We start from the raw sequence: 13046 nt of genomic DNA, 5'->3' as shown, positions 1-13046 counted from the left end.
GCCCTTACCTCTGACCGCCGATGCTCACCCGTACGGTGAATCCGTCCTCGTCGCGCCCCATCGACACGTAGTCGCAGGTGCGGTGCAGGATCCACAGCCCGAGCCCGGCGGACAACGTCTCGGCTGTCGGCATCAGGCCGGCCAGCGGGTCGGACGGGCCGGTGCCCCGATCGGTCACCGTCACCACGACCCGTGAGTCGTCCGACCACAGCCGAAACCGGACCGGCGTGACGCCGTGCGTCAGGCCGTTCGTGACGATCTCGCTGGCCGCGTAGACCACGTCGTGCGCGTCGTCCTCGGTCAGGCCTATCGCGCCGATCGCCGTTCCCACGGCCTCGCGCACGCTGCGGGCGGACGGGTCGACGAGCTCGACCAGCGGGGAGCGGTGTTCCAGCACGTCCGGGACCTGCGCCGACCCGGCGAGACCCTCGCGGTAGCCGGGGTTCGGTTCGTGCGTCCCCGGCGCGACGGAGATGTTGGGATGCGTGCGCACGACGTCGGCCAGCACGTCGGCCGGCGTGGTCCTGGTGTCGTACGGGCACAGGCCCCACACCGGGAACTCGGCGTAGGCCAGGTTCACGGCGGCCTCGTAACGGGCCCACCAGTCCCACGGCGCGCCCATGCCGGGGTGCGGCACGTCGCCGACCACGCGCATCTGCTGGGCACCGGACGCGGTGTGTTCCGCGAACAGTTCCCGGTAGCTGGCGATGGCCTCGGACGGCCGGGCGTACTGGTCCGCGCCCGGCATGTACGTCACCGCGGTGTCGCGGCCGAGCGCTCCGCGCAGCAGAGCGGTGTTCTGCTCGGCGCACGCCACGACCGACGGCTCTCCGGCGCGCAGGCCGTTCTCGAGGAACGGCACAGCGTGCGCGAGGAAGTCGTCGTCTGAGCCGTAGAAGGCGGTCTCGTGGAAGAAACCGGTCACGAGAACCGATGCTACGCGCGCTGTCGGCCTTGAACTGCGATACCGTTCCAGTTGGGTTGAGCAGCCAGCCCGTGTGACGGTCGTGCGTGCCGTCCCTACTGGAGGTTGCCGCGTGCTCCCCAACGGTCAAGTCCCCTTCCGCTCCACCCGCGAGAGACTGGGCGACACCGTCCTCGTACGGGTCGCCGGCGAGATCGACGTCTCGACGGCCCAGAACCTGTCCGACTGCCTCGGTGAGGCGGTGCGAGAGGTCGCCCCACCCGCGTCCGTCGTGCTGGACCTGAGCGGCGTGCGTTTCCTCGGTGCCCAGGGCATCGGCCTGCTGCTCGACCACCAGGACCTCTGCCTGCGGCGCGGCAGCGCGCTCGTGATCGTCGCGAACACCGCGGCGGTGCTGCGGCCGTTGCAGGCGCTCGAACTGATGAGCGTGCTGGGCGTGCGATCCAGCGTGCTGGAGGCGATGGCGCCGGCCTAGGCGCGTTCGGACTCGCCACGCAGCACGCAGAACTCGTTGCCCTCGGGATCGGCCAGGATCGCCCAGCCGGTCCCGTCGGGGTTGCGGTGATCGCCGACGAACGTCGCGCCGAGGCCCAGCAGGCGTTCGACCTCCTCGTCACGTGAGGTGTCCGGGCGCAGGCACAGGTGGAGGCGGTTCTTCACCGTCTTCGGCTCCGGCACCTCGTTGAAGTACAGGACCGGGCCCTCGGCCAGCAGCACCTCGGTCTCCCGGTCGCCCGGTTTGTCGTCGGGATGCAGCGGGCGACCGGTGACCTTGCTCCAGAACAGCGCCAGCTCGTAGGCGTTCGCGCAGTCGATCGCCACGTTCTGCAACACGGATGTCATGCGCGCCAGCCTATTGCGCCTAGTGGCATCAACCGGTACCTCTCGGCGTAGTAGTCGTCGGTGCGACGGCGGTAGCCCTTGTGGTCCACGCCCCGCACGGTGCCGCGCTACGCCCTGTCGAGGAACTTCTTCATCATGCCGATCTGCGCGGTGCGGGACTTGTCGATCCGGTCCGCGAGATCCTTCACCTCCCGGTTGGCGCCGCTGCCCGTCTCCCAGCGCGCCATCTGCACGGCGTCGTCCTGGTGGGCGATCATGACGTTGAGCAGGCGCTGGTCGAACTCCGCGCCGCGCAGCGCGGACAACCTCGCCACCTCCTCGGGATCGGACTGCCGCATGCCGCCGTGGCCCGAATGGGAGTCCGGTGGTGCCGTCAAAGGCTCGCCCCACGACGTCAGCCAGTCCTTCATCGTGCCGACCTCGGTCGCCTGGGTCTGCTCGATCGCGGCCGCGAGCATGCGCAGTTCCTCGTTCTGGGCACGGTCTTTCGCGAGGGCGACCATCTCCACTCCCTGCTCATGATGCGGGAGCATCATCTGCAGGAACATCACGTCCAGCGGATCGCCGCGCAACACGGCGTCCGGCTGCGTGGTCGCGCAGCCGGACACCATGAAGGCGAGCACCAGCAACAGGAACCGCATCAGAGGCGTCGCCACAGGGCGGGCGTGTTCGGCGGCTCCCACCCGGCGAGGGCGGTGTGCGCGAGCTGGCACTCGTAGTTCACACCGTTGTAGGTGACGCGGTTGCCGATCGAGTAGGTCGTGCCCGCTGCCCACGTTCCACCGGCGGGCGGGGGAGTCGTCGTGGTGGTCGTGGTCGGCGGGGGCGTGGTGGTCGTCGTGGTCGGAGGAGGCGTGCTGCCGCCGCCGAAGTCGACGTCCGAGCACGTGTAGAAGGCCTCGTTGCTGCCGACCACGCGCTGCCAGATCGAGTAGAGGATGTGGCGCCCGGAACGGCCGGGGAGGTTCAGCGTCCAGTTCGTGAACGTGCTGGGGTTCTGGCCGTTGAACGTCTGCAGGTGCACGAGGTCCGACCAGCGCAGCGGCTGCGTCGGGTTCCAGCCTTCCCTGGTGATGTAGAACTCGAAGTTGCTGTTCGAGTGCGGTGCCGACGCGTGGTAGGTCACGGTCAGCGGCCCGGCCGAGACCCGCTTGGCGGGCCAGTCGGCGCGTTGCAGGTCGAGACCCCGGTACTTGTCGCGGCCCGCGCTGCACAGCTTGCCGTCCGGGATGAGCTGGCGGTGACGCCCGCCGGCCTCGAGCAGCGAGACCTCGTTCCAGTCGTAGTACGCCTGCGTGCCACCGGCGGCGACGGCCGCCTTGCATGCGTCGGACTTCGGGGTCTCCGGGCCCTCGTTCTTGCACGTGTAGACCCGGCTGGCCGGATCGGACATCGTGCCGTGGGCGATCGCGGGCGTCGTGGGGACGATGAACGCGATGACCACCGCGGCGGTGGAGGTGAGGCTCGCTAGGGCAAGCCGAGTGCGCGTCTTCAAAACGCCTCCTGGCAGGCGGAGGTGGCGAACACTTCCGCGAGGGAGGTGGTTCGCGCGACGGGTCGGCGGCCCTGTTCACAAGTGTAAACAAGTGGTTGAACCATTTCATTGGACCAACCGGACGAATCGCCCCTGGTGCCGGGCCGCAGCCGACACCGATGAGTTCGCGTCGCGCGACCGGTCTACCCCTCCAAGACGTTCGGGAGGGTGGAGCGCGTGGACCTGCACAGCGTGATGTGTGTGAGCGACCTGCCGAGGTCGCTGGAGTGGTACGAGGTGTTCTTCGGCCGCGAGGCCGACGAGGTCATCGGCGAGGAACACCTCTGGCAGGTCGGGGAGAACGCGTACGTCGTACTCGACGCCCGTGACGTGCGGTCGTCGCGCGTCGGCGGCTCGATGATCACGTTCGGGGTGGCGTTGAACGAGTTCGACGAAGCACTGGCCCGGCTCGCGGACTTCGGGGTCGGCCATGAGCCCGTCGAGACGTACTCCAACGGCGTCCGGCACGTCGAGGTGCTCGATCCGGACGGCAACAGCCTGTCGCTGGCCGCGCTGCCCCTGGGTTCGTCGTAGAGTCGGGCGGATGAGCGACGAGAACGTGCTGGGCCGCATCAACGAACTGGTCGACGAGGAGCACAAGCTGCGTCAGCAGCTCGCGTCCGGCGAGATCTCCACGGACGAGGAGCACGCCCGGCTGCGGTCGCTGGAGGAAGCCCTCGACCAGTGCTGGGACCTGCTGCGGCGGCGCCGGTCCGCCCGGTCGCTGGGCGGCGACGCGGACGACGTCCCGGCCCGCGCGGTCGGCGAGGTCGAGGGCTACCTGCAGTAGGCCGGTCAGTTCTTGGTGTCGCGGAAGATGATCCAGCGCATCACGCTGTACATGAACGCGGCCTCGCACGCGCCGGCGACGATGCGGGACAGGTGGTACTGCAGGCCGATCTCGGTCAGCGCGCTGCCGACCCCGAGGATGAACGCCAGGTAGTTGATCAGGATCGCGACGGCGTACAGGCCCGCCTGCGGGCCGACCGGCGCGTGCGAGCGGAAGTTCAGCGCCCGGTTGAGCACGAAGCTCAGGCCGAACGCGAGCACGTAGGCGATCGTGAACGCGATCGGCACCGGCAGGCCGAGGCCGCTGCGGAACAGCGTGAGCAGCAGCAGGTCGATGCCGAACGTGAACCCGTTGATCAGGGCGAACCCGAGGAAGCTCGGCGCGACGACGCCGGAGAGCCCGAACGGCAGCCACCTCACGACGACTTCCATCAGGTCGTGGAACGTCGCGCCGAGGTCTCTGCCGTCGTTCAGGGTGGTGCCGGTCATGGTCACGACAGTGCCACGGCCGGGAGGGACGAATACGACGAAACGCCTGGTGATCGACAGGCCGTCCGCAGGAGTTCAGCGGCCGTTCAGGTGGTTGAACCGCCGCCAACGCGTAGGACTCATTCCGTGCAGCTTGCCGAACGTCCGGGCGAAGTAGCCGGCGTCGGGGATGCCCACCTGCCGGCCGATGTCGCCGATCGGCAGGTCCGTCCCGGCGAGCAGCCGCCGTGCCTGGACCATCCGGCGCTCGGTGATCCACTCCTGCACCGTGCGCCCGGTCCGCTTGCGCACGGTCGAGGTCAGGTGGCCGGGGGAGATGCTGACCGCGGCGGCGACCTCGCGCAGCGACAACGGTTCCGGGTAACGCCGCTCGATCACGTCGAACACCTCGGCCAGCAGCGGTTCGGCGTTCTCGCGCAGGTCGCCGACGACGTCCGCGGCCAGCCTCGACACCCCGACCAGCAGCAACGTCAGGTGCGCCGACACGGCTTCCCGATAGCCGTCGGGACGCTGCACGAGTTCTTCGTGCAGCGCCTCCACGCGGGTGGTCCACTCGGCGCGGCGCTCGACGGGGACCTTGAGCCGCAACGCACCGGTCGCACCGCCGTGGACGAACGGGAACAGCAACGGGTGCGTGCGCCACGCCAGGTGCGCGCCGGGAGTGTCCGGGCCGAGCGCGTCGGCGGTGAAGAAGACGCCCCAGCCCCGTGCGTCGACGAGGTCGTCCCGGTGGGCCTGGCCCATCACGTCGCCGGGCGCGATGACGAACAGGTCGCCCGCCTCGACCTGCCTGACCTGGCGGCCGTGCCGCACCACGCCGCCGGCCGTCTCGAAGTAGGCCAGGCCGGGGAAGTCGTGGGAGTGGGCCTCGTGCGAGCCGTCGAAGTCCGCGCCGTGCCCGAGCAGCACGGCCATGACGGGCAGGTCGCCGGGAGCGGGTTGCCAGGCGTACTTCGCGGGCTCGGCGCCCTTCCTGGGCGTTCGGATGGCGCGCACCGTCAAATCGTCCCACTCAAACCGTGGATCGGCACAGAAATCCAGGTCTGGCCGCAGTCAGAATGAGTTCATGGCCGAAACATCGTCCCAGGAGCGGGACTATCTGCCCGGCATGGGCAAGCACTACCTGCTGCCGTTCTACGACGTGCTGCACCGCGTGTCCGGATTGCACGCGATCCACCAGGAGATGGTCGAGGTGGCGCGGCTGAGTGCCGGGCAACGAGTGCTCGACGTCGGCTGCGGCACTGGAAACCTGTTGCGCTCCACCGGAAAGCGTCATCGCGACGTCGAGCTCGTCGGCGTGGACCCCGATCTGAAGATGCTCGCGCGGAGCGAACGCAAGCTGCGGCGGGCGGGGCTGAAGGCCAAGCTGGACCGGGGGTTCGCGCAGGAGCTGGCGTTCCCCGACGCGTCGTTCGACGTCGTCTTCTCCAGCCTGATGCTGCACCACCTCGACGGGCCGTCGAAGGGGGAGATGCTCGCCGAGGTGCGTCGCGTGCTGCGGCCGGGCGGCCTGCTCGTGCTCGCCGACATCGCGCACCACGGTCACGCGGCCAAGGGGATCGGCGAGGCCGGGTTCACCACGGAACCGACTAGGACGCGGAAGTTGCGGATGTTCGGGGAGATCGGAATCGAGGTCGCGAGAGTCCACTAGGGACAGGTCCATTGTCGACCGATTGAATGCGCATGATGTTTCTTTGCTGCCAACAGTTCCGATTGTTCACGAACTTGCCGGATACGTTCGTGGGAGCGTGTTCTCCCATCTAAGCTGCCCGCCGTGACAGATGCGACGGGAAGTCTGGTGGCGCAGCGCTACCGGCTTGTTCAGGTGATCGGCGTCGGCGGCATGGGCCGGGTGTGGCTCGGCCGGGACGAGGTCATCGGCCGTGAGGTGGCCATCAAGGAACTGCTGCTGCCGGTCGGGCTCGACCCGCAGCAGCGGGCGTTGCTGTGCCAGCGCGCCATGCGGGAGGCGCAGCTCGCCGGCCAGCTCAACCACCCCGGCATCGTCACCGTGCACGACGTCGTCGAGTACAACGGCACCCCGATGATCGTGATGGAGTTCGTCCGGGGCGGATCGCTGTCCGACGCCATCAAGACCCAGGGCGCGCTGCCCGCGGACCAGGTCGCCTACATCGCCACGTCGATGCTGAGCGCGCTGCGGGTGGCGCACCAGGCCGGGATCGTGCACCGCGATCTCAAGCCCGCCAACGTGTTGCTGTCCGGCGACCGGGTCGTCATCACCGACTTCGGCATCGCGCGGCTCACCGGCGACGTCCCGCTGACCACCGACGGCTCGATCGTCGGCACACCCGCGTACATGGCGCCCGAACAGGGCACCGGCGCGCCGATTACCCCGGCGACCGACCTGTGGTCGCTCGGCGCCACCCTGTACGCCGCCGTCGAGGGCAGGCCGCCGTACCAGGGCCAGGACTTCATGACGACCCTGTCGATGCTGCTCACCCAGGACCCGCCGCCCCCGCAACGCGCCGGGCACCTCACGTCGCTGCTGGGCGGGCTGCTGCGCAAGAACCCCGCCGAACGCGCCTCGGTCGACCAGGCGCTGGCGATGCTCGCCGGCGCGCCCGTCGTGCTGCCGGTCGTGGCCAAGCAGGGCGTCAGCAGACGCACGTTGCTGCTGGCGGGAGGCGGGGCGCTCGCGGTGATCGGCGGCGGCACCGCGTGGTGGCTCAGCACGAAGAACAACGACGGCAGAGGGGCCGAACTGCCGTCCACCAACGACAACAAGGCGGCCTCCAACAAGGAGGGCGGCTCCGAGCAGTCGACGACCTCGTCGAAAGCCCAGCCGGGACGCCCGGAGGAGTTCACCGAGCACGTCCAGCTGGTCGACCACAAGGCGTCGGTCTCCTCGGTCGCGTGGAGCCCGGACGGCAAGATCCTCGCCAGCGCCGAGGACGGCCTGGGCGACGGCGGCGCACTGGTCCGCCTGTGGGACACCACGACCGGCAAGCTGATCGGCACCGTCCAGAACCCGGACGGCCCCGGCGGCGCCTCGGCGTGCGCGGTGGCGATCAGCCCGGACGGCAAGATCCTCGCGGCGGGCGGCAACCGCACCGGTGACTTCACCACGTACCTGTGGAACATCTCCGACCGCTCGATGATCGGCGGCCTCGACCAGAGCCGGTCGATCATGAAGACCCTGCGCTTCCACCCGGACGGCAAGACGCTCGTCGGCATCACCCACACCGGCCGTCTCCAGGTCTGGGACGTGGCGGCCCGCACGGTCAAGATCGGCCTGACCGAGGCGCAGGGCAGCAGCGACCTGTCGTTCAGCCCGGACGGCAAGCTGCTGGCCTACGCCGGCACCAAGTACCAGGAGATCAAGATCGTCGACCCGGCCACCGGCAAGACGGTCAAGACCATCAACGACTCGACCGGCGACGGCGGCTCGTTCTCGCCAGATGGCAAGACCCTGGCGGTCATCGACGGTGACGGCAAGAACAGCATGCAGCTCTGGGACGTGGAGTCCGGGCAGAGCAAGGCCGTGTTCCTGCGCGCGGACGACAGTCTCACCCTCTCGAGCGCGCTGTACCACCCGGACGGCGACACGGTCGCGGCCTGGGGTCAGGGCAACTTCGTCCAGCTGTGGGACGTGGAGACCAAGAAGGTCCGCGCCACGGTGATCGGCGCGGGTGGCCAGATCCAGACGGTCGCGTTCTCCCCGGACGGCAAGCGGATCGCGGCCGGTGGCGACGACAAGACCGTCCGGATCTGGAAGATCTAGAGACCTTCCAGCTCGAAGACGTCGATGCCGTGGCGTTCCAGCGTGTCCGCGAACGCCTCGACGACGTTGTCGAGGATCCACTCGCAGCGGGCCCGCATCACCGCGCCGTCCGGCGTCCTGAACGCGGGAATGGTCGCGGTGAGGCGGGCGGCCATCGGCCACTCGTTGTCGTACTGCCAGAGCTCCGCGGCCGGGGTCAGGAAGATCCCGGCCTCCTTGAACACCCCGGGGTGGGTCGAGCTCGGTATCCGGGAGGCCAGCACGAGCCACCCGGACGCGATGCGCACCTTCTGGCCGCTGACCGTGTCGTGCAGCGTGTGCTCGGCGGGGATCTGGTGGTTCGTCAGCAGGACCACGACCTTGCGTGCCCACTCCGACATGGTCGCGGCCCGTTCGGCCCACGTCTGCGCGGCCGCCTCGTCGGCGAGCCTGCGCTGCTTCATGAACGTCACGAGATCATCCATGATCGGTGAACATAGCGTCACCGGTCCGTCACAAGCGGCGTGATCGGCTGAAACGCACGTTTCCTAGCGTCGAGATCCATGACCCTTGACGAGGTTGTGGAGCCTGCGCCGGTTCGTGCGGCGTCCAAAGAGACGCTTGAGGACTACACCCTGCGGTTCGCGCCCCGGACGTACCGGCGCTGGACACCCGCCGTCGTCGGGGCGTCGGCGCTGGGCGGGATCGCCTACATGGCGGACTTCTCGATCGGCGCGGGCATCGGGCTCGCGCACGGCACCGGGAACGCGTTGCTGGCCATCGGGTTCGCGGCGATCGTCATCTTCGTGACGGGGTTCCCGCTGGCCTACTACGCGGCGCGGTACAACATCGACCTCGACCTGATCACGCGCGGATCGGGCTTCGGCTACTACGGCTCGGTCATCACGAGCGTGATCTTCGCGAGCTTCACGTTCATCTTCTTCGCGCTCGAAGGCTCCATCATGGCGCAGGGCCTGCGCTACGCGCTGGGGCTGCCGCTGTGGCTGGGATATCTGGCCTCGACGTTGGTGATCATCCCGCTGGTGATCTACGGGATGAAGGTGCTCGCGAAGCTCCAGAGCTGGACGAACCCGTTGTGGTTGCTGCTGATGGTGGCGCCGCTGCTGTACCTGGTGATCGCGGACCCGGACTCGGTCAGCCGCTGGCTCGCCTACGGGGACACCGGCGTGAACACCGCCGCGGTGATGCTCGGCGCCGGCGTCTGCCTGTCGTTGATGGGGCAGATCGGCGAGCAGATCGACTACCTGCGGTTCATGCCGCCGCGCACCGCTTCGAACCGCCGTGCGTGGTGGACGTCCGTGATCATGGCCGGACCGGGCTGGGTGGTGTTCGGCGCGCTGAAGCAGGCGATCGGCGCGTTCATGGCGGTCTACGTGCTCGACGCGGTCGGCAAGGTCGCCGCTGTGGAACCGATCGAGCAGTTCACCGGGGTGTTCAAGCAGTTCATGCCCGCGTGGCTGGTGGTGCCGCTGGCCCTGGTGCTCGTGGTGCTGAGCCAGGTGAAGATCAACGTCACCAACGCCTACTCGGGGTCGCTGGCGTGGACGAACTCCTTCACCCGCGTCACGAAGCACTATCCGGGGCGACTGGTGTTCGTGCTGGTCAACCTCGCGATCGCGCTGGTGCTCATGGAAGCGGACATGTTCAGCTTCCTGAACAACCTGCTGAGCTTCTACTCGAACTGCGCGATGGCGTGGGTCGTCACGGTCGCGGCGGACATCGCGATCAACAAGTACCTGCTCAAGCTGTCGCCGAAGCAGCCGGAGTTCCGCCGCGGCATGCTCTTCCCGGTCAACCCGGTGGGCGTCGGGTCGTTCCTCGCCTCGTCGATCTTCTCCATCTCGGTCTACTTCGGACTCTTCGGCGCGGCGATCCAGCCGTACTCGCCGCTGGTCGCGGTCGGCATCCCGATCGTGCTGACGCCGTTGCTCGCGGTGCTCACGCGCGGCCGGTTCTACCTGCGCCGCACCGACGACGGCATCGAGGAGCCGGTGCTCGACGAGGACGGCAACCCGAGCGGGACGCGGTACGAGTGCGTGGTGTGCGCGGAGTCGTACGAGCGGCCGGACATGACGGCCAGCGCTCTGGGCGGCGAGATCTGCTCGTTGTGCCTGAGCACCGACCGTGACGGCCGGCACGTGCTTCCTGCTTCCTGACCGGCGTGGCTGCCCGGGCGAGGTCCGTTCCGATCAAGCAAACTGCACGTCATGCAGGAATGGGCCTTGCTCGCCGTCGCGGCGGTACTGATCATCGTGGTGGTGTCGTACGCCGCGCCCAAACTGGGCGTGGCCGCACCCGTGCTGCTCGTGCTGGTCGGCATGGCGTGCAGCCGGCTGCCCGGAGCGCCGCACCTGGTCGTGGAGCCCGAGTGGATCCTGGTGATCGTGCTGCCGCCGATCCTGTACTCGGCGGCGGTGAACGTGCCGGTGGTCGACTTCAGACGCAACTTCGCGACCATCGGCGCGCTGTCGGTGCTGCTCGTGGCCGTGTCGGCGTTCGGCACCGGCCTGCTGATCTGGTGGCTGCTACCGGAGATCGGTTTCGCGGCCGCGCTCGCACTCGGCGCGGTGATCAGCCCGCCGGACGCGGTCGCCGCCACGTCGATCGGCAAGAAGCTGGGCCTGCCGCCCAGGCTCGTCACGATTCTTGAGGGCGAAGGCCTGGTCAACGACGCGACCGCCCTCGTGCTGCTGCGCACGGCCATCGTCGCCATCACGGCCAGCGTGTCGTTCGGCAGTGCGCTGGCCGACTTCGCGTACGCCGTGTCGGTGGGCGTGGTGATCGGTGCCGCGGTGGGCATCGTGTCGGTGTGGGCGCGATCGAAGATCCAGGGCCAGCCCGTGCTCACGACCGCGATCTCGTACGTGGTGCCGTTCCTGGCGTTCATCCCGGCCGAGGAGGTGCACGCGTCCGGCGTGATCGCCGTCGTGGTGGCCGGCCTGATCACGGGCCACCAGAGCGCGAAGCGGTTCACCGCGCACGACCGCATCTCCGAACGCACCAACTGGCGCACGATCCAGCTGATCCTGGAGAACGGCGTCTTCCTGCTGGTGGGCTTCGAGCTCACGTCCGTCGTCGGTGCCGTGGCGGACGAGGGTCTGGTGCGCACGCTGGTGATCGGCGTGCTGGCCACGGTGGCGCTGGTCCTGCTGCGCGTCGCGTTCACCATCCCGGTGATCGCCCTGCTGCGCCGCCAGCAACGCCGCGCGGACGCGTTCACCGGCAAGCTGGAGGCCTTCGCGGACCGGTTCGTCGCGCGGGGCCCCAAGCCCGGCGAGGAGAAGCGGTACGACCGTGGAATCCGCATGCTGCAACGCAAGCAGGCCGACGTCGCCTTCTACGCCAGTGAGGGCCTGAGCTGGCGGGGCGGGGCGGTGCTCGCGTGGTCGGGCATGCGCGGGGTGGTGACGGTGGCGGCCGCCCAGACGTTGCCGGAGGACCTGCCGTTCCGCACCGAGCTGATCCTCATCGCCTTCACCGTCGCGATCCTCACCCTGGTCGTGCAGGGCGGCTCGTTGCCGCTCGTGATCAGGTGGCTGGGCATCCGGGGCAACGACGAGGACCACGAACGTCGCGAGTACGCCCGGCTGGCGAGCGAACTGGTGACGTCGAGCCGGACGTTGCTGGAGAGCTCGACGTTGTGCCGCGAGAACGGGCAGCCGTTCGACGAGCACCTGCTCGAGCAGACCCTCGAGCGCGTCATCGCGATGAGCGAGGGCATCGAGAAGAAGTTCATCGAGCAGGACCCCGACAGGTCGATGCACCAGCATCGCGAGCTGCAGCGGATGATGACGGACGCGCAGCAGAACGCCCTGCTGGACGCCCGTGCCGGGGGAACCTATGCCTCCCACACGCTCGAGCGCGCGCAGAGCTTCATCGACAGTCAGAGCACCCGGTTCATGTGATCAGAACGGGCTGTTGCCGATCCGCGCCTCGACGTCCACCGTGTTGCGCGGCGAGGCTCCGAGCGTCAGCCGCGACACGATCCGGTACCGGTCCCCGCGGTAGATCGAGTGCACGTACTCGACCTGCCGTCCCTCCGCGTCGGTGGTCAGCCGCTCGAACAACAACGCCGGTGCCAGCACGGGAACTCCGAGCAGCGCGGCCTCCGAGTCGTTGACCACGGTCGGCTCGATCGACTGCACGGCCTCGGAAACGTGCACCCCGTGCTCGCGCAGCCGTTCGTAGAAGTCGCCGGACTCCATGTCGTGCAACGTCAACGAGGGCGCGACCAGGGCGGGCACGTGCAGGTACTCCAACGCCATCGGTTCGCCGTCGACGAGGCGCAGGCGGGCGATGTAGTGGATGTCCGCGGCGGGGGAGAGGTGCAGGCGGCGGCCCACTCGGGCGCCGGCCGGGATGCGGGCGTGTTCGAGCACTCGGGACGACCACGTGCCGCCTGCTTGGGGCAGGGACATGGATCCGGTGTCGGAGACCATTTCCTGGGTGATCTTGGCGCGGGCCACGAAGGTGCCGCGGCCGTGCTGGCGGACCAGCAGGCCGGTGTTGACCAGTTCCTCCACGGCCGAGCGGACGGTGGGGCGCGAGACCGAGAGTTGCTGGCACAGCACGCGTTCGGCGGGGATCGGGGCGCCCGCCGGGTGGGTCTCGATGAGTTCGAGCAGGTGGTCGCGGACCCGCTCGCGCTTGAGGATCGCTTCGGCCATGCCTCTCCGCTTCGTCGGCGGTCAGTATCGCATACCAGTGGTAAGTAACCAGTTCGA

The 13046-nt window shown here is 68.8% G+C and carries 15 protein-coding genes; 7 read left to right on the top strand and 8 right to left on the bottom strand.

Annotation, left to right across the window (positions count from 1 at the left end; genetic code table 11):
- Window positions 1–4: 4 nt before the first annotated feature.
- Window positions 5–925 carry a sensor histidine kinase gene (locus BM417_RS08415; RefSeq protein WP_093589585.1) on the bottom strand — a complete coding sequence of 307 codons (921 nt, stop codon included), beginning with the start codon at window positions 923–925 and terminating at the stop codon, window positions 5–7.
- Between the two features lie 112 nt (window positions 926–1037).
- On the opposite strand from BM417_RS08415, the gene BM417_RS08410 reads away from it, so the two are divergent.
- A complete protein-coding gene (locus BM417_RS08410) occupies window positions 1038–1400 on the top strand; it encodes an STAS domain-containing protein (RefSeq protein ID WP_177320335.1) in 363 nt (120 codons plus the stop codon).
- Here the strand turns inward: BM417_RS08410 and BM417_RS08405 are convergent.
- From BM417_RS08405 to BM417_RS08395, 3 genes are all read right to left on the bottom strand, one after another.
- Entirely contained in the window at window positions 1397–1768 is a 372-nt protein-coding gene (locus BM417_RS08405; protein ID WP_093589579.1) for a VOC family protein, read from the bottom strand. The two genes, BM417_RS08410 and BM417_RS08405, sit on opposite strands and share 4 nt — an antisense overlap.
- 107 nt (window positions 1769–1875) lie before the next feature.
- On the bottom strand, window positions 1876–2424 hold the full coding sequence (locus BM417_RS08400) for a DUF305 domain-containing protein (protein ID WP_218164393.1): 549 nt from the start codon (window positions 2422–2424) through the stop codon (window positions 1876–1878).
- The gene (locus tag BM417_RS08395) at window positions 2409–3263 is read right to left on the bottom strand and encodes a lytic polysaccharide monooxygenase auxiliary activity family 9 protein (RefSeq protein WP_245821776.1); all 855 of its coding nucleotides are present in this window, start codon (window positions 3261–3263) and stop codon (window positions 2409–2411) included. Before BM417_RS08395 ends, BM417_RS08400 begins: the two co-directional genes overlap by 16 nt.
- Window positions 3264–3479: 216 nt before the next feature.
- On the opposite strand from BM417_RS08395, the gene BM417_RS08390 reads away from it, so the two are divergent.
- Window positions 3480–3836: a VOC family protein gene (locus tag BM417_RS08390; protein ID WP_093590933.1), complete on the top strand. Its 357-nt coding sequence runs from the start codon at window positions 3480–3482 to the stop codon at window positions 3834–3836.
- Window positions 3837–3846: 10 nt separating this feature from the next.
- Window positions 3847–4092, top strand: a complete 246-nt coding sequence (locus tag BM417_RS08385) for a DUF2630 family protein (protein WP_093589576.1) — start codon at window positions 3847–3849, stop codon at window positions 4090–4092.
- A 5-nt stretch (window positions 4093–4097) separates the two neighbouring features.
- Here BM417_RS08385 and BM417_RS08380 read toward each other — a convergent pair whose 3' ends face one another.
- Together BM417_RS08380 and BM417_RS08375 are read right to left on the bottom strand one after the other, a co-directional pair.
- Entirely contained in the window at window positions 4098–4580 is a 483-nt protein-coding gene (locus tag BM417_RS08380; RefSeq protein ID WP_093589573.1) for a GtrA family protein, read from the bottom strand.
- Window positions 4581–4655: 75 nt separating this feature from the next.
- Window positions 4656–5576 carry a helix-turn-helix transcriptional regulator gene (locus BM417_RS08375; protein ID WP_218164392.1) on the bottom strand — a complete coding sequence of 307 codons (921 nt, stop codon included), beginning with the start codon at window positions 5574–5576 and terminating at the stop codon, window positions 4656–4658.
- A 70-nt stretch (window positions 5577–5646) separates the two neighbouring features.
- On the opposite strand from BM417_RS08375, the gene BM417_RS08370 reads away from it, so the two are divergent.
- Window positions 5647–6231 carry a class I SAM-dependent methyltransferase gene (locus tag BM417_RS08370; RefSeq protein ID WP_177320334.1) on the top strand — a complete coding sequence of 195 codons (585 nt, stop codon included), beginning with the start codon at window positions 5647–5649 and terminating at the stop codon, window positions 6229–6231.
- A gap of 123 nt (window positions 6232–6354) precedes the next feature.
- On the top strand, window positions 6355–8322 hold the full coding sequence (locus tag BM417_RS08365) for a WD40 repeat domain-containing serine/threonine protein kinase (RefSeq protein WP_143138558.1): 1968 nt from the start codon (window positions 6355–6357) through the stop codon (window positions 8320–8322).
- On the opposite strand, the gene BM417_RS08360 is transcribed toward BM417_RS08365, so the two are convergent.
- Entirely contained in the window at window positions 8319–8786 is a 468-nt protein-coding gene (locus BM417_RS08360; RefSeq protein WP_093589562.1) for a hypothetical protein, read from the bottom strand. The genes BM417_RS08365 and BM417_RS08360 overlap by 4 nt on opposite strands.
- Window positions 8787–8864: 78 nt before the next feature.
- Here BM417_RS08360 and BM417_RS08355 point away from each other — a divergent pair, with 78 nt between their 5' ends.
- Together BM417_RS08355 and BM417_RS08350 are read left to right on the top strand one after the other, a co-directional pair.
- Window positions 8865–10478 carry a purine-cytosine permease family protein gene (locus BM417_RS08355; RefSeq protein ID WP_093589559.1) on the top strand — a complete coding sequence of 538 codons (1614 nt, stop codon included), beginning with the start codon at window positions 8865–8867 and terminating at the stop codon, window positions 10476–10478.
- 51 nt (window positions 10479–10529) lie between these two features.
- Window positions 10530–12227, top strand: a complete 1698-nt coding sequence (locus tag BM417_RS08350; protein ID WP_093589556.1) for a cation:proton antiporter — start codon at window positions 10530–10532, stop codon at window positions 12225–12227.
- Here BM417_RS08350 and BM417_RS08345 read toward each other — a convergent pair whose 3' ends face one another.
- Complete coding sequence (locus tag BM417_RS08345; protein ID WP_093589553.1) at window positions 12228–12989, bottom strand: GntR family transcriptional regulator; 762 nt, start codon at window positions 12987–12989, stop codon at window positions 12228–12230.
- Window positions 12990–13046: the final 57 nt, after the last annotated feature.

Source organism: Lentzea waywayandensis (assembly GCF_900115955.1).
GTDB lineage: Bacteria > Actinomycetota > Actinomycetes > Mycobacteriales > Pseudonocardiaceae > Lentzea > Lentzea waywayandensis.
The sequence above is the reverse complement of the archived record's forward strand: the minus strand, read 5'-3'. Positions and strand labels throughout refer to the sequence as shown.